The following is a 24836-nucleotide window of genomic DNA, read 5'->3' as shown; positions in this document are numbered from 1 at the left end:
TCCAGATGCTCCGCACTGCTGTTGATCCCGCCCTGAAGGAACGTCTGGACCTGGCCCGCCAGGAGGCGCGCCTTCCCCTGTCCCGTGATGAGGTGGCGGGCATCGTCGCCTCCGTCCTGAATTCCATGGGCGGGGAGATTTCCCAGCATGATCTGCGCATCTATTCCGAGCTGGAGGGGTTGGCCCGCTTCATCCACAATGCGAAGAAGGAAATCGCCGCCATTCAGCCGGCCGACATCCATTCCGAGCATATCCCCCTGGCGACGGATGAGCTGGATGCCGTGGTGGGCGCCACGGAAGACGCCACCAACCGCATCATGGATGCCTGCGACCAGATGATGGCGCTGGCCGGCGACGTGCCCAGCGCCGTATCCTCCAAGCTGATGGACATCACCACCGGCATTTATGAGGCCTGCAACTTCCAGGATATTACGGGCCAGCGAATCACCAAGGTGGTGCGCGCCCTGAAACATATCGAACAGAAGGTGGAGGCGCTGCTGGTCGCCATGGGCGAGCAGGTGGAACGCCGCCATCCGGTGACGCCCGATGTGCCGGCCGTGGCCCTGGCGGTCCCCGATTCCGACCTGCTGCATGGCCCCTCCATGCCGGGTTCCGGGATCGATCAGGCCTTTATCGACTCGCTTTTCGACTGACCATTCCCGCCAGAGGATGAATGTCCCAGGATCGCCCCCCGAATCAGCCCTTCTTCTGGCCATCCCAGGCGCCCGCCGCCGGTGAGGATGGGCAGGGGGCGGGGGCCCTGACGGTCTATCTGGGTGTTTTCATCCTGCTGCTGGGATTTTTCATTCTGCTGAACGCCATTTCGCATTTCCATGATCAGAAGGTCGGCGCGGTGCTGCGCAGCGTCGATCAGGCCTTTTCCATGCCCCGCCTGCTGTCCGGCGACAGCGGGGAGAAGGCGCATGACCGGGCCATGGGCGATGCGCTGCAGGCCGTCACCAGCCTGGGCGATCTGGTGCGCAGCGAGGTGGCGCTGGCCAAGGTGGAAACCAGTGCCGATGGGTTGGCCCTGACGGCCACCATGCCGGCCGATGCGCTGTTCGGGCCCGGCGGCGGGGTGCGCGCCGACCGGGTGGCGCTGCTGGACCGGATCGCGGGTATCCTGGCCCCCCGCCCAGGCGGGGTGCAGGTGGCGGGTGAGATGCTGATGGGCATCAAGGGGCAGGCAGAACCCGGCCCCGCCGTGGCGCGCATGGGCGCGCTGGCCCGCGCGCTGGTGGCCAATGGTGCCCCGGCGGCGGCCCTGTCCATCGGGCTGGAGCCGGATGACCCGGCCGGGCAGGTGCGCCTTGTTTTCCGGCTGCCGCCGCCCAAGGCCGTGGCCGGTGACGGGGGTGGGCGATGAAGGCAGGCCTGCCGCTGCTGAAACTGTTTCCCGCCCCGCAAACGGCCTCGGGCAAGGCCTGGCTGGTCACTTTCACCGATCTGGTCTGTTTGCTGCTGACCTTCTTTGTCATGCTCTATTCCATGTCAGAGCCGGACCCCGCGCGTTATCAACGCGCGCTGGGTGTGGTTCCTGGCCAGGGCAGCGGCGGCACCGGTGCTCCCCCCCCCAAGGCTGTCTTCACGGCGGAAAGCCTGAACCGGGAAAAGGCGGCCGATCTGGGCTATCTGCGGCGGGTGTTTGAAAATCTGCTGCCCGGCAACCCGGCCCTGGCCGATCTGCGGATGGAACGCCGGCCGGAAGGGCTGGCCTTGTCCCTGCCGGCGGACCTGTTGTTCGCGCCGGGGGAGGCGCAATTGTCTGAAAATGGCCGGGCGGCCCTGTTCGTCATGGCCGGGGTGGCGGATAATCTGGGCAACGCCCTGGATGTGGCCGGCCATGCCGATGCCACGCCGGCGGGCAGCCATTGGCCCTCCAACTGGGAATTATCGCTGGCCCGCGCCCAGGCGGTGGCGGCAGCCCTGCATCAGGCCGGCTATCTGCGCCCCATCACCATGCGCGGCCATGGCGATGGCAGGGCCGGGGAGGTCGCCGCCACCCCAGAGGGCAATGCCCTGGCCCGCCGGGTGGAACTGGTGATCCGTGACCATGGGGGGCCCCGCTGATGCGCCGACCCCTGATCCCGCTGCTGCTGACGATGACGGCGACGCTGGCCCTGCTGCCCGGTCTGGCCAATGCCCAGCCGGGCAAGCCAGCGGCGGCAACAGCTTCCGCGGCCAAGGTGGGGGTGCGCAGTGGGGTGCATCCGACCTATACAAGGCTGGTTTTCGACTGGGCCAGCAACACGGCCTATACGGCCGAGCAATCCGGGCAGGATGTCACCCTGCGTTTCCCGGTGGCGGCAGAGGTCAATCTGGCAGCCGTGCTGCGGGCCAAACCCGCACGGGTGGAAGGGCTGAGCCAGGCGGTGGAGGGTGGCGCCCTGCTGGTGCGGTTCCGCATCCCGGCCGGGGCTGGCATCAAGGATATGCGGGCCGGTACCCGCGTGGTGGTCGATATTCTGGACAAGGCACCACCAGCCCCTGCCAAGGCCCCGCCGCCAGCGGAAAACCCGCCAGCGGCGACCAAAGCGGCCCCCGCCCCGGAAAAGGCGGAGAGCAAGGAGACTCCACCGGCGCCAGCGCCAGCACCGGCGAAGGCCGAAACCAAGGATAAGCCGCCCGCCCCGGTTGATCCAAGGCGGGCCAAGGAAGGCGCACCGCTGTTTGAACTCCGCGGCCGTCAGACCCCGGCGGAGGGGCAGGCCGCCGCCAAGGGGCAACCGACGCCGCTGACACCACCGGCGCCGGCCGCAGGTCAGCCGGCGCCGGCAGCCGGTTCCACGCCGCCCGCCCCTGGCGCCAGCCCGGCCCCGGTGCCGGCGGTGGAACAGGCTGCCCTGGCACCGGCACCGCTGGTTGACAGTGTCAGCATCCCCTTTGATCCCAAGCTGGGGACGGCGGCGGCGGTATTTGAGCGGGCGGGATATCTGTATGTGCTGTTCGACCGCCCGGTGCCGCCGGAAACCGCCCCTGCCCCCGGCAGCGTGCCCGGCCTGAACACAGCGGTGGAGCCGGTGGCGGTGCAGGATGCAGCCGGTTTCCGCCTGCCCATGCCGGCCCTGATGCAGGCCCGCGTCCAGCGTGATGGCACGATCTGGCGCATCGGGCTGAACCGGGCCACCGACCTGCCGCCCAATGACCCGGCGACAGTGCTGACCGCCACGCCGGACCCGCAATTTGCCCTGGGTGCCCGTCTGGTGGTGGCCGCGCCGGATGTGGCCAAGGTGCTGAGCTTCAAGGATCCGGTGGTGGGTGACACGCTGTTCGTCACGCCCATTTCCACCCCCGGCCCGCACCTGCCCGCCGCCCAACGGTTCGCCCAGGCGCAGTTGCTGCCCAGCCTGCAGGGGCTGGTGGTGCGCCCGCTGGATGACCGGCTGGTGGTGCAGCCGGTGCGCGAGGGGGTGGAAATCTCCGTGCCCGGCGGGCTCAGCCTGTCACCGGCGGCCGATCTGGCCTCTGTCGCGCCGCCGCCGGTGCCCAAGCAGGAAAAGGAAAAGCTGTTCGATTTCAAACGCTGGGGGCAGGGGCCGGCCGACCGCTACATCGCCGCCCGGCAGGAGCGCTGGCAGCAGGTGGCGGGAATGCCGGAGACGGAGCGGAACCGGGGCCGGTTGGACCTTGCCCGTTTCTACATCGCCAATGGTCTGGCCTATGAGGCCGCCGGCATGTTGACCCGGGTGCAGGAGGTGCAGCCCGATGTGGATCGCCGGCCGGAATTCCTGGCCGTGCGCGGCATCGCCCGCGTCCTGACCGGCAATCTGGATGGTGCCTTGGCCGATCTGTCCAATCCGGGATTGGCGGGGGAGAAGGATGCCGACCTCTGGCGGGCGGCTGCCCTGGCCGGCAAGCAGGATTATGCCGGCGCGCACGCCCTGTTCCAGGCCCGCAAGGACCAGCTGGCGGCCTATCCCGATCCGTTCTTTGTCGGCCTGTCACTGGGGGCGGCCGACGCCGCCCTGCGACAGGGCCAGCCGGAGGCGGCGGCCCTGATCCTGGACAAGGTGGTCAAGCGCGGCGGGGAAGGCGGTCAGCAGGGGCCGGGGGTGGAATTTTATCGCGGCCTCGCCTTCCGCGCCTTGGGCGACAAGGAAAAGGCGCTGGGCCTGTTTGAGGCGGCGATGAACAGCCGCGACCGGCTCTATGCCATGCGCGGCAAGAAGGAATGGATCGACACCGCCCTGGACCTGGGCAAGATTGATGCCAAGGAAGCCGCCAAGCGGATGGAGGAAATGCGCTTTGCCTGGATGGGCGATGCGCTGGAACTGGCCAATCTGCGCCGCCTGGGGGAGGTCCATGCCCTGGCCGGCAATTATCCCCAGGCGTTTGAAACCATGCGCCGCACCATCTCCCTGTTCCCGGACACGCCGGACGCCAAGGAGATTGCAGCCGACATGACCCGCACCTTCACAGAGATTTTCTCCAAGGATGGCGCGGCCAAGATGCCGCCGCTGGAGGCGCTGGGCCTTTATGAACAGTACCGCGAGCTGACCCCGCCGGGGGCAGAGGGCGACCTGATCATCCGCAAGCTGGCCGAGCGGCTGGTGGAGATTGATCTGCTGGACCGGGCTGCCGAACTGCTGGACCATCAGGTGCAATATCGGCTGGCCGGGGTGGAAAAGGCCCAGGTCGGCACCAGGCTGGCCGGCATCCGGCTGCTGGATGGCAAGCCGACCGACGCGGTGGCCGCCTTGGATGCCAGCCAGGTGGAGGGCATTCCCCCCGAACTGGCGGAGGAGCGCCGGCTGCTGCGGGCCCGCGCCCTGTCGCAATCTGGCAAGGGGATGGATGCCATCCAGTTGCTGACGGGGGATCAGTCCAGCAATGCCAATCTGTTGCGGGTGGATATTGCCATGCGCGACAAGAAATGGCCGCAGGCAGCCCAGGCGCTGGGCGATGTGATCGGCCCTCCGCCAGCAGCGGGCACGGCGCTGGATGCCAAGACATCGGGCCTGGTGGTGCAACGCGCCGTGGCCCTGTCGCTGGCGCAGGATAATGCCGGGCTGGAAGCGCTGCGCCGGGATTTCGGCCCGCTGATGGAAAAGACCAAGGATGCCACGGCGTTCCGCGTGCTGACCCGGCCGGAGGAAGCGGCCGGGCTGGCCGATGCCGCGACCATCCGGTCGCGCATCACGGAAATCGACCTGTTCCGCAGCTTCCTGGACAATTACCGGGCCAAATCGGCCGACAAGCCGGCCCCTGCCGCAGCCCCAGCCCCGGCAGAACCGGCGGCAACCCCGCCTGCCCAATCAGCGCAGAAACCCTCTTAACCTTCCCTTGCGCCGCGACAGCGTCTATGTAGAAGGGAACGGAACGGGACCAGGGGTGCTGCAAGATCGTGGCCGCAGGATTGTTCGATGCCGCCGCACCACGGCCCCTGGCCGACCGGTTGCGGCCCCAGAAACTGGCCGAGGTGGTGGGCCAGGACCATCTGTTGCGCGAAGGCGCGCCCATCGGCCGGATGATCGCCGCCCGGCGGCTTTCCTCCATGATCCTGTGGGGGCCGCCTGGCTGCGGCAAGACCACGCTGGCCCGGCTGCTGGCCCAGACCACCGACCTGCATTTTGAGCCCTTGTCGGCCATTTTCTCCGGCGTGGCGGACTTACGCAAAATCTTCGAGGCGGCAAGGGCGCGCCGTACCGGCGGGCAGGGTACGCTGCTGTTCATCGATGAAATCCACCGGTTCAACCGCTCCCAGCAGGATGGTTTCCTGCCTTATGTGGAGGATGGCACCATCACCCTGGTGGGGGCGACGACGGAGAATCCCTCCTTCGAGCTGAACGCCGCTCTGCTGTCGCGCGCCCAGGTTTTCGTGTTGAACCGGCTGGATGATGCCGCCCTGGAGCAGTTGCTGCAACGGGCGGAGGCGGAGGAGGGGCGGCCGCTGCCGGTGGATGGCGATGCCCGCAACGCGGTGAAGGCGCTGGCCGATGGCGATGGCCGCTATTGCCTGAACCTGTGCGAGGAACTGTTCGCGCTGCCGGCGGGCACGCTGTTGGATACCAATGGTCTGGCCAGTGCCGTGCAGCGGCGGATGCCGCTGTATGACAAGGCGCAGGAAGGCCATTACAACCTGATCTCCGCCCTGCATAAATCGCTGCGCGGTTCGGATACCGATGCCGCCCTTTACTGGTATGCCCGCATGTTGGCCGGCGGGGAAGACCCCCGCTATATCGCCCGCCGCCTGACCCGCTTTGCGGTGGAGGATATCGGCATGGCCGATCCGGCCGCCTTGACCCAGGCCACGGCGGCCTGGGAAGCCTATGAACGGCTGGGCAGCCCGGAGGGGGAGTTGGCCATCGCCCAACTGGTGATCTATCTGGGCACAGCACCCAAATCAAACGCTGCCTATACCGCCTATAAGGAGGCGGTGCGCGCCGCCAAGGAGACGGGCAGCCTGTCGCCGCCCAAACATATCCTGAATGCGCCCACCAAGCTGATGAAGCAGTTGGGGTACGGCAAGGGCTATAATTACGACCATGACACGCCGGAAGGCTTCAGCGGGCAGAATTACTTCCCCGAGGAGATGCCCCGGCGGGAATTCTACCGCCCCGTCGAACGCGGCTTCGAACGCGACGTGCGCAAGCGGCTGGATTACTGGGCCCGGCTGCGGGCGGAGAAAGGTTCCTGAGGTGCGGATAGATTGGATGGTTGCCGGCGGCGCTGGTTGCGCGACACCCGGCAACGCATCCGATGGGGCATGACAGACGGCATTGGGGTCGGCTCGTACCGTCCGTTCAGTGATCTGGAAATTTTTCGTAACAATTGTAGATGCTTGATGTAGGGCTGTGTTATGTAGCTTCATCTGATACATAAGTTGGTACATCATGAACAGCACGTTCGCCCCGTTCCTGGACCCGGCCGTGGTCGCCTCTTATGTTCTTGAAACGCCGCGCAAAGTGCCGGGTCTGGCCGACCTTCACAAGATGACCACGCTGCTTATTTCCGAACAGGCGCCTGATGCTGCGCATATTCTGGTGGTTGGCGCTGGCGGTGGATTGGAAATCAGCGCAATGGCAAAGGCCCGACCGGCGTGGCGCTTTACCGGCGTCGATCCTTCCCCGGCGATGTTGGACATCGCAAAACAGACGACCTTGGCCTGCGCAGAGCGAACAGAGCTCATTCTCGGCAGGGCCATCGACGCGCCCGCCGGGCCCTTTGATGGAGCGGTCTGCCTTCTTACATTACATTTCCTCGATAAAAGCGAACGGCTGGGGACATTACAGGAAATACGCCGACGTCTGATGCCGGGGGGTGTCTTTGTCGCCGCTCATCACACGGATGTGGAGGGGAAGGCAGAAGCTTGGCTGGCACGGTCCGCAGCGTTTGCCGGGGGTGCCAGCGCTGCCCCCTCACAAGCCGCAGCGACGGCAAAGGCGATGGCGGAGCGATTGCCGCTCCTCTCTTCGACGGAAGAAGAAAAATGCTTTCGTGAGGCGGGTTTCTGCGAACCTGCGCTATTCTATGCCGCCCTTTCGTTTCGCGGCTGGGTCATGACCGTTTCCCAAGCGCGGGCTTGTTAGTGCAGTCCGGCACCGTTTATGAAGTGTTGATCAATCTTTCAAGCGCCCTGAAACAGCCGAGTCTTCCCTGACCCATGCCAGCAATCGCCCGCCGCGCCTTCCTGTACCTTGCCTTGTCCACCGGTATCATCGCCGCTGCACCTGTTGATGCCGCCGCGCCTTCCCCGGCCTATCGGCCCGGCCCGTTGCTGTACAGCGATGATTTCACCCAGGGGCTTGACCAATGGCAGGTGGAGATGCACCGGCCGGGCCGGGTGGCGGCCCAGGCTGGGGTGATGGAGATTGATGTGCCCGCCGGCACCTCGGTCTGGTTCCGGCACCCGCTTTCCGGGCCGGTGCTGATTGAGTATGAGGCGCAGGCGGTTTCCGAAGGGGGCCCCAATGACCGGGTCAGCGACCTGAATGCCTTCTGGATGGCGACCGACCCGGCGGCCCCCGGCGGCGATGTGCTGGCGCGGACCCGCAGCGGCAAGTTTGAGGATTATGACACGCTGAAAACCTATTATGTCGGCCAGGGCGGCAACTGGAACAAGACCACCCGATTCCGCCGCTATATCGGTCGCCAGGATGACCGGCCGCTGCTGCCGGAAAATGACCGGCAGGATCCGGCCGACATGCTGGTGCCCAATCGCTGGCAGAAAATCACCCTGCTGGCCGCCGGGCCCACCGTGCGCTACTTCCGCGATGAAAAAATGTTGTTTGATTACAACGACCCCGAACCCTATACGCGCGGCCATTTCGCCATCCGCACCACGCAGAGCCATCTGCGCATCCGCCGGTTCCGGGTTTACAAGGCTGTTGCAGGGTAAACCCGGTGGATGGCAAATCGTTAATGCGGATAGCCACCCGGCGTGAACAGGGCTTGTCCTGATGGGGTCGGATAACCAAACTGGGTGACAATGTTGCCGGAGTTCCCCGCCTTGGTTCCCGCCCTGTCCGCCCGCATCCGACCCATCGTCGACTGGCTGTTGCTGGAAGGCAACCGCTTGACCGATATGGATGCGCTGTTCGCGGAGCTGATTGACCGGGTGGCGGCCGCTGGCCTGCCGATCGGCCGCGTCTCCTTGAACCTGGAGCTGCTGCATCCCGAGGTTGTGGGGGAGGGGCGGGTCTGGCTCTGCGGTCAGGCCACCCAGGCCCACCGGGTCCACCGCGTCGATACCGATCTGTCGGAATATCTCAGCAGCCCGGTCTATCAGGTGGACCAGACCAATCAGCCCTATCGCGTGCGGCTGGCGACGGAACAGACGGAAATGTCGTTGCTGCGCCGTCTGCAGGCCGATGGCTTCACCGATTATTACATCATCCCCATGCAGGTGCAGGATCGGCACCGCACGGCGGCCATGTCCTTTGCCGCCAAGCGCGTGCCGTCCTTCAGCGACGATGATATCCGCGATCTGGAACATATCGTTGCCGCCGTCTCCCCGGTGCTGGAAGCCCGCGTCGTGCGTTCCATCGCCTGCGACCTGCTGACCACATATCTGGGCCAGGGTGCGGGGGAGCGGGTCTATGCCGGGCAAATCCAGCGCGGCGATGCGGAGAGCATCTTCGCCGCCGTGCTGTTCTGCGACCTGCGCAACTTCACCCGCTACACGGCCGAACATCTCAGCCATGAGGTGGTGGCCCGCCTGAACCATTGGTTCGAACTGGCGGTGGATGCGGTGGAGGCGCATGGCGGGGAGGTGCTGAAATTCATCGGTGATGGGATGCTGGCCATCTTCCCCGCCGACATGCTGAACCCGCGGGAGGCCTGCGGCCATGCGCTGGCCGCAGCCGCCACGCTGGAAGCCGCCGTCGCCCGCTGGAACGAGGCACCGCCGGCTGGCCAGATTGCGCTGGAATATGGCCTGTCGCTGCATCTGGGCCATGTGGCCTTCGGCAATATTGGCGGCCGGCGCCGGCTGGATTTCACCGTGGTCGGCCCGGCGGTGAATATGACCAGTCGGCTGCTGGATGCCGCCAAGGCGCTGGATTGCCCGCTGGTGGTGTCCACCGCCTTTGCCGGCTGTTCGGGCCGGCCCATGCGCTCCCTGGGTGTCCATGCCCTGCGCGGCATCGACCAGCCAGAGGAAATTTTCACACCACATTGAGGGAAATCGCTGCCCGTGCTATCGCTGCGGCCCGATTTCCCGCCTGCCAAAGCAGTACCCCCATGAAGATCGCCGTCCGTTTCGCGCCCAGCCCCACCGGCTTCCTGCATATCGGCAATGTCCGCACCGCTATCGTGAACTGGCTGTTCGCGGCGCGGCAAGGCGGCAGCTTCATGTTCCGCCTGGATGATACGGACGAAGAGCGCTCCACCCAGGAATATGCCGATGCCATCGCGCAGGATCTGACTTGGCTGGGCCTGACCTGGGACCGTTATGCCCGTGAAAGCGACCGCTATCCCCGCTATGGCGAGGTGGCGGAAAAGCTGAAGGCCGCCGGCCGGCTCTACCCCTGCTATGAAACGCCGGAGGAGTTGGGCCTGAAGCGCAAATCGCTGCTAGCCCGCCACCTGCCGCCCATCTATGACCGCGCTGCCCTGCGGCTGAGCGAGGAGGATCGCGCCCGGCTGGAGGCAGAGGGCCGCCGCCCGCATTGGCGCTTCAAGCTGCTGCATGAGGATATCGTCTGGGACGATCTGGTGCAGGGACACAAGCATTTCAAAGGGGTCGACCTGTCCGACCCGGTGCTGATCCGCGAGGATGGTCGCCCGCTTTATACGCTCACCTCTGTGGTTGACGACGTGGATTTCGCCATCAGCCATATTGTGCGCGGTGAAGACCATGTGACCAACACCGCGGTGCAGGTGCAATTGTTCCAGGCCATTATCGGCCTGGAAGGGCAGGGGCAGGTGCCGACCTTCGCCCATCTGCCGCTGATCGCCGGGGCTGAGGGCGAAGGCCTGTCCAAGCGCCTGGGCTCCCTCTCCGTCCGCTCCATGCGGCTGGAAGAGGGGGTGGAGGCGCTGGCGCTGACGTCATATCTCGCGCGGCTGGGTACGGCGGATGCGATTGCGGCGGCCGGATCGCTGGCCGAACTGGCGGACGGGTTCGACTTCGCCAAGTTCGGGCGCGGCACGCCGAAATTCGATCCGGATGAGTTGATGCGCCTGAATGCCCAGGTGCTGCATCAGGCCCCGTTTGCCGCCGTGGCCGAACGGCTGGCGGGCTTGGGGCTGGACGGGGTGGATGAGGCCTTCTGGCTGGCCGTGCGCCCGAACCTGTCCAAGCTGGCTGATGCGAAAGACTGGTGGGCGGTGACCCATGCGCCGGTCACCCCGCTGGTGGAGGATGCCGCTTTCCTGGAAACCGCCGCCGGGCTGCTGCCCGATGGGGTTTGGGATGAAACCACCTGGGGCGCCTGGACCAAGGCGGTGGGGGCGGCCACAGGGGCCAAGGGCAAGGCCCTGTTCCTGCCGCTGCGCCGCGCGTTGACGGCGCGCGACCATGGGCCGGAACTGAAGACCCTGCTGCCGTTGATCGGCCGTGACCGCGCCCTGGCGCGGCTGGCCGGGCGGGTGGCGTGATGGTTGTTCAGTTTAAAGCAGGCTCCCGATGTCGACAGGGCGTTGTCGCCCCGCCTCCTCTCGCCTGATATTCAAGACCAAGTTTCCGAAAGCAGACCCATGGCCCTGTCGCTCTACAACACGCTTCTGCGTGCCAAGGAAGAATTCCATCCCATCGATGCGAATCATGTGAAGCTGTATGTCTGCGGCCCCACGGTCTATGACTATGCCCATATCGGCAATGCCCGTACCTTCAGCGCCTTTGACCTGCTGGCAAGGCTGCTGAAGCATCTTTATCCGCAGGTGACCTACGCCCGGAACATCACCGATGTGGATGACAAAATCATCGACCGGTCGAACCAGTCCGGCGAACCCATTGACAGCGTGACGGCCCGCACCACGGCGCAGTTCCATGCCGATATGGATGATCTCGGCCTGCTGCGCCCGGATATCGAACCGCGCGCCACCCGCCATATCGGTGATATGGTGGCGATGATCGAACGGCTGGTGGAGAAGGGTTTCGCCTATGCGGCGGAAGGCCATGTGCTGTTCCATGTGCCTTCCATGGCCGATTACGGCCAGCTTTCCCGCCGCAGCCAGGAAGATCTGATCGCCGGCGCGCGGGTGGAGGTGGCCCCCTATAAGAAGTCACCTGCCGATTTCGTGCTGTGGAAGCCGGCCAAGGCAGGCGAACCGGGCTGGGACAGCCCGTGGGGCAAGGGGCGGCCCGGCTGGCATATTGAATGCTCCGCCATGACGGCGGCGCATCTGGGGCAGGTGTTCGATATTCATGGCGGCGGGCTGGACCTGATCTTCCCCCACCATGAAAATGAAATTGCGCAGAGCCGTTGCGCCCATGGCACCCAGGTCATGGCCAATGTCTGGATGCATTCAGGCTTCCTGACCATCGCCGGCGACAAGATGTCCAAGTCCTTGGGCAACTTCTACACCGTGCGCGAATTGCTGGACGAGTTTCCGGGGGAGGCGCTGCGGCTGGCCATTCTGTCGGCGCATTACCGCCAGCCGCTGGACTTCACCAAGGAGAAGGTGGCCCAGGCGCGGGCGACGCTGGACCGCTGGTATGGCGTGCTGCGGGCGGCGGGTGACGACCTGCCGGCGGCGGCCGTTCCGGCCGACCTGCTGGCAGCCTTGACCGACGATCTGAACACGCCGCTGGCCATCAGTGCTTTGCACGAACTGGCCAATGCCTATCACCGGGAAAGCGATCCGGCGACCAAGCAGGCGGCAGCGGCAAGCCTTAAGGCAGGTGCGCAGTTGCTGGGCTTTCTGGGCCAGCCGGCGGAAAGCTGGTTCAAATGGCAGCCCGCGGGCGCGGCGGTGCTGGACGAGGCGGCGATTGAACAGGCCATTGCCGACCGTCTGGCCGCCCGCAAGGCCAAGAACTTCGCGGAGGCGGATCGCATCCGCAAGGACTTGGCCGATCAGGGCATCATCCTGGAAGACGGCCCGCAGGGGACGAGCTGGAAGCGGGGGTGAGGGAAGGGGGCGGCGCCATTGCTGCCTTCTCAACCGTCACCCCGGCCTTCGCCGGGGTGACGGTTGGTGCAGGTGAAAACGGGGCAAAGAATCGCTTGCGTTGGCCCCGGAAGCGTTTGCTGGTGTGAACGCCCCCCCTCAAACCCCATCCAGCCGCCGGCCCCAATCTTCCACCATCGCATTGGCCAGCCGATTGGCGGCCAGCCGGCGCAGGCCGGGGCTGGCGCCGGTCAGCTCCGCCAGTTCCTCCAACGCCTCCCGGTTCAGCGTATCGACATAAAGGGTGCGCAGGGTGCGGGCGATGTCCCAGGCCGGATGCGGCCGGTCCAGCAGGCGGATCGGGTCGCCCTGGGAAATCGCCCCCGGTTTCAGCACCCGGTAATACCAGCCGGTGCGCCCGGTCTTCTGCACCAGCCGGGGCAAGGCCGGCAGGCCGAAGCGCACCCCCAGTTTCCAGCAGGGCTGACGGGCCTGGGAGACCTGAAGCTGGGCACCGCCCACCTCCACCACATCCCCTAGACAGACATCCGCCTCTGTCACCCCGGCGACGCTGAAATTCTCGCCAAAGGCACCGGGGGCGGCCAGATGCGGCACCATCAAAGGCTGTTCGGCGGCCCAGCGGGCGTAATGGTCGAACGGGTAGAGATGGATGGCCTTCTCCGCCCCGCCATGCACCTTGTCATCGCCCACCCGGTCGCCGAACAGGCCGTTTTCATCGGCCTGCACCGGGCCGGGCACGGCGCGGCGGGTCTGGATGCTGCTGGGTACCCCCTTGGGCCCCAGCGGTTCCGGGGTGCCGATCAGCAGCGTGTCGATCAGGGCGATGCCATGGCTCATGGGTTGGTTCTCCAATGCAGGCGGGGGCGTGGCCGGCAGCATAATCCCTCTGCCCCCTTCCTGTATGAACGCACATGTCCCGATGACATTTTCACCGGCGGCCAAATAACCTTTCGATATCGCCCAGCTTCAGCTCCACATAGGTGGGGCGGCCATGGTTGCACTGGCCACTATGGGGTGTCGCTTCCATCTGGCGCAGCAGGGCGTTCATTTCATCGACATTCATCGCCCGGCCGGCCCGCACGCTGCCATGGCAGGCCATGCGCGAACAGATGGCCTCCAGCTTTTCCTTCAGGGCGTGGGCGTCGCCCAGCTCTGCCAGCTCGTCGGCAATATCCTTGATCAGGCCGCGCACATCGGCCCGCGCGCCCAGCATGGCCGGCACTTCGCGCACCACCACGGCACCCGACCCGAAGGTTTCCAGGATCAAGCCCATCTCCGCCAGTTCGGCCGCGCGTTCGCCCACCCGGTCGGCATCGGCCGGGTCCAGCTCCACCACCTCCGGGATCAGCAGCATCTGGCGCTTCACCCCGGCGCCCAGCATGTCCTGCTTCATCCGCTCATAGACCAGCCGTTCATGGGCGGCGTGCTGGTCGACGATGATGATGCCGTTTTCCGTCTGCGCCACGATATAGGTGGCGTGCAACTGCGCCCGTGCAGCACCCAGGGGAAACTGGCTGGCCGGCGGCGGCGCACTGTCCGGGACGGCTTCATTGCGGGCGGCGGGGGCGAAATTGGCATCCGGCGGTTCCGCTGCCGGTTGGGGCAGGGGGGCCTGAAAGCGCCAGCTGGCCTCCGCCAACTCGCGGGCCACCGGCGGCGGGGCGTGGTGCTGATATGGGTTGGGGAAGGCGGGGCCGGCCGCAGCGGCAGGCCGGGCCGGTGGTTCCCATAACAGGCTGGTCTGTGGGGCGACACGCGGGGTCAGGCTGGCCAGCGTGTCGGCGGCTACCGTGGTGCTGGCCCGGTGGCCGGCAGCGGCCAGCGCATGTTTCAAGGCACCCACGATCAGGCCGCGTACAAGCGCCTGATCACGGAACCGCACCTCCGTCTTGGCGGGGTGCACATTCACATCCACCTCATGCGGGTCCAATTCCAGGAACAGGGCCAGCACGGGGTGACGGTCGCGGGCCAGGAAATCGGCATAGGCGCCACGCACGGCCCCTACCACCAGCCGATCCTTCACCGGCCGGCCATTGACGAACAGATATTGCCCGGCCGCCGTCGGCTTGTTGTAGGTGGGCAGGCCGATATGGCCGGTCAGCCGCACGCCCGCGCGTTCGGCATTGACCGGAATGGCATTTTCCTGGAATTCCCGCCCCAGCACGGCCCCCAGCCGCAGCAGCCTGGCCTGTTCGGCCTCCCCCGTGCTGGCGGCCAGCCGCACCGGCGTGCGCCCCTCATCATTCACGGTGAAGGCGACATGGGGGTGCGCCATGGCCAGCCGTTCCACGATATCAATGGCGTGCTGGCTTTCGGTGCGGCTGCCCTTCAGGAATTTCAACCGGGCCGGCGTGGCGAAAAACAGGTCGCGCACCTCCACCCGCGTGCCTGCGCCGCCCGGTGCCGGGCCGACCGGCCCCTTGGCCCCGCCTTCCACCTGAATGATGCTGGCATGGTCGGCATCGGCGGTGCGGCTGGTGATGGACAGGCGGCTGACGGCCCCGATGGAGGGCAGGGCTTCGCCGCGAAAACCCAGCGTGCGGATATCGGTCAGGTCGCCATCGGGCAGTTTGGAGGTGGCATGGCGTTCCACCGCCAGTTCCAGCTGCTCCGGCACCATGCCGATACCATCATCCACCACCGACAGCAGCGCCTTGCCGCCATCGCGCAGGGTGACGTCGATGCGCCGCGCGCCGGCATCCAGCGCGTTCTCCACCAGCTCCTTCACGGCGGCGGCAGGGCGCTCCACCACCTCGCCGGCGGCGATCTGGTTGACAAGCGTATCGGGCAGGCGGCGGATCATCGGCATGACCCAGGTCATAGCACCGATGGGGGTTTGTCGCCAAGCCGGCTACAATATCTATCCGTTCTGGGTGGGGGCGGGGACGCCCAGCCTGCCCCGCAGCACGGCGGCCGTATCCACCATGCCCAGGGCTTCGCACATGGTCAGAACCGGGGCGAGGCTGGCCTGCAGCCCCTGGCGGGAGCGGGGCGATACCTCGTGGCTGCGCAGATAGCGGTCAATCTCATACAGCGCCTTGCCACCCATCTCCGCCACCAGACCGGCAATACGGCCGCTGGGGTCATTCATCCGCAGCCGCGCCAGCAGGGGCGGCAGGGTGACGGACAGCACCGGCAGCACCTCCCGCGCCCGGTCGCGCTGCGGCCCCTGACCATGCAGCAGGTCGGTCAAATCCTCCAGATAGGCGAGACAGAGCCGGTTGACATAATCCGGCGACAGCCGCTGCGGCGGCAGGGCGGCGATGCGCGTTCCCTCCGGCTGGTCGGGGGCCAGTAGGGGCAGCCGGTGCAGCCGTTCGATGAACCGTTCCATGTTCATCAGCTTGTCCGACATGGCCTGCAGCGCCCCCACGGCCTGCAGCCGGGGGGGAATGGCCAGGGCGGCGCTGATGTCCTGCAACTGCTGATCCAGCCGATGGCGCAGCCAGCGCATGGCCAGACAATCGGCATCTTCCAGCCGTTCGAAATAGAAGGGGAAGGCATCGATCACATGGATGGGATCGGCGCTGATATTGAACAGGTACAGCAGATAGAGATCGAACTGATCTTCCAGCAGTTCCAGCAGCGTGTACCAGTTGCTGCACAGGCGCAACGCTTCCACCCCCGGCAGGCGCCGCACCAGGGGCGCCTGCTGGAAATAGCGCACATTGGGCATGACCAGCCGATGCCATTTCATCACCCGGGCGATGAAACCCAGCATCTCCGTTTCCGCTGCATTCAGGCCCAGCCGTTCTGGCAAATCGGGCGTGTTGTTGAAGAAATAGGCGGCCAGATCCACCACACCGGTGGAGACCTGATCCAGGCTGATCTGATCGCCATCGAAACAGGCCAGTGCGTGCTGTCGTTTCAACTGTTCCACCGGCTCCGGGTGGGCGGCCTCCAGCGCCAGCCAGAGCGGGGTCAGCAGCCGGCGGGGCACCAGCCAGCAGGCGGAACCCGCCTCGGGTGCGTCCACCAGGAACCGTTCCAGCGGCCGCCAGCACAGCCGCTCCACCGAGCCGACGCGGGGCGGCCGGGCCTGCCGCAGCCAGGGGCGCAGCATCTCCAGCAACTCCGGCGGCGCGCCTTCCAGGATGGCCTGGAACTCCAGCGAGCGGGTGAGATGCACCAGATCGGTGCCGGTCATTTCCCGCAGGCAGCGCCGCTGCGCCTCAACATCCAGGGCTTGGCGCAGGGCATGGAGGCGGGTGAAGGAAGGGGAAGGGGTGCCGGCGTTCATCCATGGCCTTATCGCTGGTGACGCTGGCAAGCGTAACAGCAGAGGCGGCGGGCTGCCGACAGCCCGCCGCTACCCCCATGGATAGGGGATCATACCAATCTCCCTCAGGCGCCGGGCGCCCGCATCCGCGGGCTTGGCTTACGCCGCATGGGCGGCGGGCCGGCGGTCGCCGGCCTCCAGCCCGCCTGAAGGTGACCCTTCAGGCGGGTTGGCATCAGTATACCCCGCCGGTGCCGGTGCCGATGGTGGGCGCCGGCTGGCTGCCCGGCACCGGCTGCCCGGCGGAGGAGACGAAGCCGGCGCCATTGTCGCCGCCATCCAGCACGCCCTGACCGTCATTGGGCTCCGTACCGGGGATGAAACCTTCCCAGATGGCATTGCGCGTGCCCGGCGGCACCGGCTTGCCGCTTTCCGGATCGACCCGCACCAGCTGCAGACCCGGCGGCACACGGAAGGGGATGGCCGGCTGATCCTTCAGGGCCACCGTCATGAAATCCTTGAAGATCGGTACGGCCACGCTGCCGCCCGTCTCATGATCGCCCAGGGAGCGCGGCTGGTCATAACCAACGAAAACGCCGACGGCCAGATCGGGGGAGAAGCCGACGAACCAGGCATCCAGGCTGTCATTGGTGGTGCCGGTCTTGCCGGCCAGCGGCTTGCCGATCTCCCGTAGCTTGGTGGCTGTCCCGCGCTGCACCACGCCTTCCAGCATGGAGACCACCTGATAGATGGTGCGCGGATCGTCCACCTGTTCCCGGTCATCGGGCACCTGCGGCACCTGATCGGGGTTGACGGGCACTGCATCGGCCGGCGGGGTGGGGGCGGCCGTCTGCGGTACGGGGACCGTGCCAGCAGTGCCGGTATCGGCTGCCACCGCGGTTGTTGCCAACGGCATCTGGCAGCCGACACAGGGCCGGTTATCATGGCGGAAGACGGTTTTGCCGGTGCGGTCCTGCACCCGGTCGATGAAGCTGGGCTCAATCTTGCGGCCGCCATTGACCAGCATGGCATAGGCCGTGGTCATGCGCATGACCGTGGTTTCACCGGCCCCCAGCGACATGGAAAGCTGGGCCGGCAGATTGTCATAGATGCCGAATCGGCGGGCCGTTTCCACCACCGGGTCCATGCCGATATATTGCGCCAGCCGCACCGTCATGACATTGCGCGACTTCTCAATGCCGACGCGCAGCGGGGTCGGGCCATAGAATTTGTCGGAATAGTTGGCCGGCTTCCATTTACCCAGGCCGCCGCCCTGGTCCAGGGCGAAGGGCGCGTCCAGCACCAGGGTGGACGGGGTGAAGCCATGGTCCAGCGCCGTCAGATAGACGAACGGCTTGAAGGAGGAGCCGGGCTGGCGCATGGCCTGGGTGGCCCGGTTGAACACGCTCATCCGGGCGCTGAACCCGCCGGACATGGCCAGCACGCGGCCGGTATGCGGGTCCATCGCCATGATGGCGCCCTGCACCTCCGGGATCTGGCGCAGGGCGAACTGGTCGGCCTTGTCTCCCTTGGCCCCGGCCAGCGACTCCACAAACACCACCTCACCGGGTGACAGCGCGTCGGACGCCTTGGCGATGCTGGGGCCGACGATGCGGCCCTTGTCGGACTTGCGCGCCCATTTCAGTTCGGACAGCGGGATGCGGCCCTGGCGGCCATCGATTAGCCCGACGGTGACGGCATCATCGGCCGTCTTCAGCACCACGGCCAGATCCCAATCCTCCCCGCCGGGCGGGATGCGGACCTCTTCCAGCTTTTCCTGCCAGCTATCCAGCCCCTGCAGCCGGGCAACGGGGCCGCGCCAGCCATCGCGCCGGTCATAGGCCATCAGCCCGTCGCGCAGCGCGGTGGAGGCGGCGGCCTGCAGGGTCGGGTCCAGCGTGGTGCGCACCGACAGGCCGCCGGCATAAAGCGTCTGCTCCCCATAGAGCTTGGCCAGCTCGCGCCGCACCTCTTCGATGAAGTAATCGGCGCGGACCTGATTGTCGCCGGCGCGGTCGGCGAAATTCAGCGGCTCCTGCCGGGCGGCCTCGGCCTCTGCGGCGGTGATGTAGCCATCCTCTTCCATGCGGCCCAGCACATAATTGCGCCGGGCAATGGCGGCATCGCGGTGACGTTCGCGGTAATAGCGATCCGGCGCCTTGGGCAGGGAGGCGAGGAAGGCCGCCTCGGCAATCGTCAGCTCATCCAGGGACTTGTTGAAATAGTTGAGTGCCGCGGCGCCGACGCCATAGGCGCGGTTGCCCAGGAAAATCTCGTTCATATACAGCTCAAGGATCTGATCCTTGGTCATCGCATCTTCGATGCGGCTGGCCAGGATCGCTTCCTTGATCTTGCGGACGTAGGAGACCTCGTTCGTCAGCAGGAAAACGCGCGTCACCTGCTGGGTGATGGTGGACGCGCCGATGGGGCGGCGGCCGGAGCCGAGATTTTTCAGGTTCTGCAACTGGGCGCGCAGCACGGCCACCCAATCCACCCCGTGATGGGTGAAGAAATTCTGATCCTCTGCCGAGACAAAGGCATGGATCACCCGCTTGGGCACCGAGGCGATGGGCACGAAGACACGACGCTCGCTGGCAAATTCCGCCACCAGCCGCCCGTCACCGGCATGAACGCGGGTGGCGACCGAGGGCGTGTAATTGGCCAATGTCGTATGGTCGGGCAAATCCTTGCTGTAGCGGACATAGCCCAGAACGCCGATCCCGACACCGACCGCCGCCAGCGCCACACCACCGACCAGCCCGGCCTTGACCCATCTGTTCATTTTACAACCCGTTCCCACACGGGCGCCAGCGCCCGCTTCAGCAGAAAACACCATAACGGCGGCGCCGAGGCATCGGCCCGCCTTCATCCCGCTATTCTAGCAATCTCGTGAAGATTATGTCGCCCTCATGACCGTTTCCGGCCCGCGCCCGGCGAAAAGTAGCCATCCACGGCACGCACGAGTGAGGCAGCCATGCGGCGGCGGTGGGTGCTGGTGGTCAGCAGCTTGGCATCCTGCGTGTGGGAAAGATAGCCCATCTCCACCAGCACCGAGGGGACATCGGGTGCGGTCAGCACCCCGAACCCGGCGGAACGCAGGGGCGAGGGCAGCACGGCAATCGCCTTGTCCAGGCTGGTCAGCACTAGGGCGGCGAAGCGGCGCGACTGGTTCATCTTTTCCCGCTGGGACAGGTTGATCAGGATATTGGCCACCTGTTCCGGTTGGGAGGACAGGTCCAGCCCGCCCAGCGCATCGGCGCGGTTTTCCCGCTGGGCCAGGGTTTCGGCCTCCCGGTCCGATGCCCTTTCGGAAAGCGTATAGATGGACAGGCCGCGCACCTGCTTGCGGTCGATGCTGTCGGCGTGCAGAGAGATAAAAAGGCTGGCCCCCTGGTCGCGGGCCACGGCGGCGCGGTCGCGCAGGGGAATGAAAATATCCTTGTCGCGCGTCAACACCACCCGGTAGCGCTTGCTGGCCAGCAATTGCCGCCGCAGCTCCTGCGCCATGGCCAGGGTGATGTCTTTCTCATAGGTGCCATTGCCGGCAATGGCACCCGGATCCTGGCCACCATGGCCGGGATCAATGACGATCAGTGGCAGTTCCACCTTGGCCAGTGGCTTGGGGCGTGGCGGCAGCGGCGCACTGCCCAGGCTGGCAGCGGCCACCACCATGCCGGCGCTGGGCGTGCCGGACGATTGCGGGCCGTTGGTGCTGGGCTGGGGGCCGGTGACGCTGGCCGCCATCTCCGGCGGTGTGCCGATCGGTTCCTGCGGGGGGAAGGGACCGGACAGGGGTGGGAGGGGGGCAGACAGGGGCGGCAGGCTGCCGATGGTTTGCGGGGCGCCCGCGTGCGGTAGGCCGCTGGCAGGCACCAGATCCAGAATGAAACGCGGCGGGCGGCCATCGCGTGGCGGAATGATCTCCGCCAGCGCCACCCGCACCGGCCCCGTGGTCGGCAGCACCAGCCGGACCCGGCCGGGGGCGACATTGTCCGAGGCCACGGCCAGCACCAGCCCCCGACCGGGCAGCATGGCCCCGCCCCAGGCCACGTCAGCCAGATCGATCACCACACTATGGGGCGACGATTGGGTCTGCACCCGGAAGGGGACCGGCTGGGTCAGTTCCAGCACAAAGCGCGTCTTGTCCGGATGCACGCCCAACCGGGCGTCGAGAATCTGCGACAGGGCCGGGGAGGCGGGTGGGCGGATGGCGGCCACCTGGGCCTGGTTCATGGCCATCCGGCCATCTTCCCCGGCGCGGGCCGTTTGCCAGGGCAACAGCCAGAGAAGGGCCAGCAGGAGTGCGCAAAAAACCGGCCACGCGAACCGGCCTTGCTGCCGGGCATGGTCGGCCCCGGTTCCTGCGGGATGCTGACGGCGCGTCACGCCTGTTCCGTCCCCCGGCGGTGATGAAATACCAGCACTTTTATAGGCACGGAAAATCAGCCACTTCAACGGCGTTGATGAGAAATCGCTTTATCCCCATCCGGCCAACCGCCCCTTGTGAAGCAGAAAACGCACATCCCCTATCCGCCAGATGCAAATCTATCATTGTGGAAGGGGGCTACTCCTGTTTATGGTGTCTCTTGCGACAAACCATGCGTCGTCCTTGCCCTCCCGGGCTTCGGCGTCGCGCTCCGGGACCGCGCTGCCGGCAGATTTCTGCTGCCTTTGCGCCCGTTGTCTGTGACGCTTGCCAGGGGTTCAACCCCGGCGGCGCGTGGTGCTGTGGAAACCTTGAGGTTGGTGGTGTGCCGGTTCGCCGGTGTGCTGCCCGGTGATGGTGTTGTTCGCGTCCTGGCTGCTTCCCGTTTCTTAATTTTTGGGCAGCGCTGTTCGACGTGGTTGGCAATGACTGCCGCCGAATGCCTCGCACCGAAATGGTGGCAAGGCCCTTCCCCCGTCCCGTCGCACGGGTGGGTGGGGTTTCTTCGCCACGGGGACGACATATGGCCAAGCGTATGCTTGTGGACGCCACGCATCCGGAGGAAACCCGGGTCGTTGTGGTTAATGGTAACCGCCTGGAAGAGCTTGATTTCGAGATCGCCTCCAGGAAGCAGTTAAAGGGTAATATTTATCTGGCCCGGGTGATCCGGGTGGAGCCGTCGCTTCAGGCGGCCTTCGTTGAATATGGCGGGAACCGGCATGGGTTCCTCGCCTTCTCTGAAATCCATCCCGATTATTATCGCATTCCCGTCGCCGACCGTGAGGCGCTGCTGCGTGAACAGCAGGAGCTGGCGGAGGAGCGTGAAGCCCGCGCCATGGAACGGGCGGAGACGGAGACCGACGGCGAAACCCCCATTGAGCAGGAACCGCCGCTGCCGGCGCCCGAAGATGTGGGCGGTGGCGCCCCCGCCCTGATCGTCGGGGAAGAGGGCAATGGCGATGCATCGGGCGTTGACAGCGACGGGGTGGAGCCGGGGATCAGCGGCGACGCCGATGGTGAGACGGGTGAGGTCATCGACCCGACAGCCGGGGAAGCCGGTGACGGTTCACCCTTCGTGCATAGCAGCGGCCGCGACAATCGCCGCCGCCGTCCGCGCCCCGGCCCCCGCCCGGTTGCCGCCGCGGTGGAAGCGCCGGAGCAGGTAGAGGAAGAGGTTGAGCCGGAAGAGCCGCGCCAGGCGCGCCGCCGGCCGATGAAATCCTACAAGATCCAGGAAGTTATCAAGCGTCGCCAGATTCTGCTGGTGCAGGTGACGAAGGAAGAACGCGGTAACAAGGGTGCCGCGCTGACCACCTTCCTGTCGCTGCCCGGCCGTTACGCGGTGCTGATGCCCAACACCCCGCGTGGTGGCGGCATTTCCCGCAAGATCACCAACCCGGCCGACCGCAAGCGCCTGAAGGAGATGCTGGAGGATTTCGACATTCCCTCGGGCATGTCGGTCATCCTGCGCACGGCGGGTATTGAACGGTCCAAGCCGGAAATCCGCCGCGATCTGGAATATCTGATGCGGCTGTGGGACAGCATCCGGGAGACGACCCTGCAGTCGGTCGCCCCGGCGCTGATCTATGAAGAAGCCAATCTGATCAAGCGTACCATCCGCGACCTCTATTCCAGCGACATTGACGAAGTGCATGTCGAGGGTGAGGCCGGGTATCAGGTGGCCAAGGACTTCATGCGGATGCTGATGCCCAGCCACGCCAAGAAGATCCAGCTTTATCAGGATGAAGGCATCCCGCTGTTCCACCGTTTCCAGGTGGAAGGTGCGATTGAGACGATGTTCAACCCCATCGTCCAGCTGAAATCCGGCGGCTATATCGTCATCAACCAGACCGAAGCGCTGGTCGCCATCGACGTCAATTCGGGCCGTTCCACCAAGGAACGCAATATCGAAGAGACGGCGGTGCGCACCAATCTGGAGGCCGCTGAAGAGGTGGCCCGCCAGCTGCGCCTGCGCGATCTGGCGGGCCTGATCGTCATCGACTTCATCGATATGGAAGACCCGCGCAACAATGCGTCGGTTGAAAAGCGGTTGAAGGATTGCATGAAGGCCGACCGCGCCCGCATCCAGCTGGGCCGGATTTCTGCCTTCGGTCTGCTGGAACTGTCGCGTCAGCGCCTGCGCCCCAGCCTGCAGGAAATCAACTTCGAGCGCTGCCCGCACTGCCAGGGCACCGGCATGATCCGCAGCCTGGAAAGTGCCGCCCTGGCCATTCTGCGCGCGGTGGAGGAAGAGGGCATCCGCAAGCGTTCGGCGGAGATTACCGTCACCTGCGCTTCGGCTGTCACGCTCTATATCCTCAACCATAAGCGTGAAGCTTTGGCGGATATCGAGCGGCGCCATGGTCTGCGCGTCTATCTGCAGGCCGATGACCATCTGACCGGCACCGACCACCGGCTGGAGCGTCTGCGCGCCCGTCTGGCCAGCGATGATATCGCCGTGGCCCCGGTCAGTGCCGAACGCGTGATGGCCCAGACCGAACGCGCCATGGAGGCCGAAGAGGCCGAGGTGGAAGAGGTTGTGCCGGTGGAGCCGGAGGAAGAGGAGGTTGAAGCCCCCGCCCCCGTCCAGAATGGCCATCGTGGTGAGGGTAACGGGGACCGTGACCGTGATGGTCGCCGCCGTCGCCGTCGCCGTCGTCGCCGGGGTGAACGCGGTGAGGGCACGGGTACCGATGCCAATGGTGACCAGTCCGATGACGCAGAAGGTGAGGACGAGGCGGATCAGGAAGCTGATACGGCCGAAATCCCCGCTGCCGCTGCTGACCCGATTGTCGAAGCCGAGGCGGTAGAGCCGGCCGGTGAAGAGACAGAGGACGAGGCTGACGAGGCAGCGGCCGCTGGTGAGGACGAGGCCGCTCAGAAGAAGCGCCGTCGTGGCAAGCGTGGCGGTCGCCGTCGCGGTCGCCGGGGTGATGAGCTGTCGGCCGATGGCGAGTCTGACGAGGAGGGGGCCGAGGAGGCCGCCGCCCCTGTCACGGCCGAGGTGCCGACGGTTGAGCCGGTGGTGACTGCCCCGGTTGAACCGGTCGCCGAGGCCGCGCCGACGGTGGCAGCACCGGTGGAGGCTCCCGCCGCTGTGGAACCGGTGGCCGAGGAAGCGGCAGCGCCGAAGAAGCGGGCGACCCGCAGCCGCAAGAAGGTGGCTGAACCGGCGGTGGAAGCCCCGGTGGTTGTCGAAGCACCGGTGGAGGCTCCCGCCGCTGTGGAACCGGTGGCCGAGGAAGCGGCAGCGCCGAAGAAGCGGGCGACCCGTAGCCGCAAAAAGGTGGCGGATGCGGTGACCGAAGCGCCGGTGGTTACCGAGGTTCCGGTGGAAGCACCGGTTGCGGTGGAGCCGGTGGCTGAGGAAGCGGCCGCACCGAAGAAGAAGGCGCCGCCCCGCAGCCGCAAGAAGGTGGCGGAGCCGGTGGCGGCCGAGGTTCCTGCAGCCGAACAGGTGAGCGAGCCGGTGCCGCCCGCCCCGGTGGTGGAGCCGGCCCCGGTTGCCACGCCGGCCCCGGAGTCGGCGGCCGAGCCGGCGACGGAGAAGCCCCGGCGTGGTGGCTGGTGGAGCCGTAAGGCCTGACCGGCAGCCCAACGCTGAGACGGAAAAGGGGAGGGGCCATGCCACCTCCCCTTTTTTCTGTCGGCATTTTCAGGCGGCGGCATGGGGCC

At 66.3% G+C, this 24836-nt stretch carries 16 protein-coding genes; 11 read left to right on the top strand and 5 right to left on the bottom strand.

Going from position 1 to position 24836, the window contains the following annotated elements; translation table 11 throughout:
* Positions 1–5 precede the first annotated feature (5 nt).
* The 10 genes from PCJ49_RS06780 (at position 6) to cysS (ending at position 12516) form a co-directional block, all read left to right on the top strand.
* The gene (locus tag PCJ49_RS06780; protein WP_089288116.1) at positions 6–653 is read left to right on the top strand and encodes a chemotaxis protein CheZ; all 648 of its coding nucleotides are present in this window, start codon (positions 6–8) and stop codon (positions 651–653) included.
* Positions 654–673: 20 nt separating this feature from the next.
* Positions 674–1366 carry a hypothetical protein gene (locus PCJ49_RS06775; protein WP_269910275.1) on the top strand — a complete coding sequence of 231 codons (693 nt, stop codon included), beginning with the start codon at positions 674–676 and terminating at the stop codon, positions 1364–1366.
* On the top strand, positions 1363–2070 hold the full coding sequence (locus PCJ49_RS06770) for a flagellar motor protein MotB (RefSeq protein WP_269910274.1): 708 nt from the start codon (positions 1363–1365) through the stop codon (positions 2068–2070). The genes PCJ49_RS06775 and PCJ49_RS06770 overlap by 4 nt, the downstream gene beginning before the upstream one ends.
* Complete coding sequence (locus PCJ49_RS06765) at positions 2070–5276, top strand: tetratricopeptide repeat protein (protein ID WP_269910273.1); 3207 nt, start codon at positions 2070–2072, stop codon at positions 5274–5276. The genes PCJ49_RS06770 and PCJ49_RS06765 overlap by 1 nt, the downstream gene beginning before the upstream one ends.
* A 68-nt stretch (positions 5277–5344) precedes the next feature.
* Complete coding sequence (locus tag PCJ49_RS06760) at positions 5345–6637, top strand: replication-associated recombination protein A (protein ID WP_269910272.1); 1293 nt, start codon at positions 5345–5347, stop codon at positions 6635–6637.
* A 196-nt stretch (positions 6638–6833) separates the two neighbouring features.
* Positions 6834–7529, top strand: a complete 696-nt coding sequence (locus PCJ49_RS06755) for a class I SAM-dependent methyltransferase (RefSeq protein ID WP_269910271.1) — start codon at positions 6834–6836, stop codon at positions 7527–7529.
* Between the two features lie 74 nt (positions 7530–7603).
* Positions 7604–8338, top strand: coding sequence for a DUF6250 domain-containing protein (locus tag PCJ49_RS06750; protein WP_269910270.1), 735 nt, complete (start codon positions 7604–7606; stop codon positions 8336–8338).
* 90 nt (positions 8339–8428) lie between these two features.
* Entirely contained in the window at positions 8429–9619 is a 1191-nt protein-coding gene (locus tag PCJ49_RS06745) for an adenylate/guanylate cyclase domain-containing protein (RefSeq protein ID WP_269910507.1), read from the top strand.
* Positions 9620–9681: 62 nt separating this feature from the next.
* Entirely contained in the window at positions 9682–11040 is a 1359-nt protein-coding gene (gene gltX / locus PCJ49_RS06740) for a glutamate--tRNA ligase (protein WP_089287944.1), read from the top strand.
* Between the two features lie 99 nt (positions 11041–11139).
* Positions 11140–12516, top strand: coding sequence for a cysteine--tRNA ligase (gene cysS / locus PCJ49_RS06735; protein ID WP_269910269.1), 1377 nt, complete (start codon positions 11140–11142; stop codon positions 12514–12516).
* Positions 12517–12654: 138 nt separating this feature from the next.
* On the opposite strand, the gene PCJ49_RS06730 is transcribed toward cysS, so the two are convergent.
* From PCJ49_RS06730 to PCJ49_RS06710, 5 genes are all read right to left on the bottom strand, one after another.
* Complete coding sequence (locus PCJ49_RS06730; protein ID WP_269910268.1) at positions 12655–13353, bottom strand: MOSC domain-containing protein; 699 nt, start codon at positions 13351–13353, stop codon at positions 12655–12657.
* A gap of 91 nt (positions 13354–13444) precedes the next feature.
* Positions 13445–15325 carry a DNA mismatch repair endonuclease MutL gene (mutL, locus tag PCJ49_RS06725; RefSeq protein WP_269910267.1) on the bottom strand — a complete coding sequence of 627 codons (1881 nt, stop codon included), beginning with the start codon at positions 15323–15325 and terminating at the stop codon, positions 13445–13447.
* Between the two features lie 51 nt (positions 15326–15376).
* Positions 15377–16756, bottom strand: coding sequence for a hypothetical protein (locus PCJ49_RS06720; protein WP_269910266.1), 1380 nt, complete (start codon positions 16754–16756; stop codon positions 15377–15379).
* Between the two features lie 214 nt (positions 16757–16970).
* A complete protein-coding gene (locus tag PCJ49_RS06715; RefSeq protein WP_269910265.1) occupies positions 16971–19517 on the bottom strand; it encodes a penicillin-binding protein 1A in 2547 nt (848 codons plus the stop codon).
* A gap of 125 nt (positions 19518–19642) precedes the next feature.
* The gene (locus tag PCJ49_RS06710) at positions 19643–20974 is read right to left on the bottom strand and encodes an N-acetylmuramoyl-L-alanine amidase (RefSeq protein WP_269910264.1); all 1332 of its coding nucleotides are present in this window, start codon (positions 20972–20974) and stop codon (positions 19643–19645) included.
* Positions 20975–21684: 710 nt separating this feature from the next.
* Between PCJ49_RS06710 and PCJ49_RS06705 the strand changes: the two genes are divergently transcribed.
* A complete protein-coding gene (locus PCJ49_RS06705; RefSeq protein WP_269910263.1) occupies positions 21685–24747 on the top strand; it encodes a ribonuclease E/G in 3063 nt (1020 codons plus the stop codon).
* Positions 24748–24836 lie beyond the last annotated feature (89 nt).

Source organism: Niveispirillum sp. BGYR6 (genome assembly GCF_027568365.1).
In the GTDB taxonomy this organism is placed as follows: Bacteria; Pseudomonadota; Alphaproteobacteria; order Azospirillales; family Azospirillaceae; genus Niveispirillum.
The sequence above is the reverse complement of the archived record's forward strand: the minus strand, read 5'-3'. Positions and strand labels throughout refer to the sequence as shown.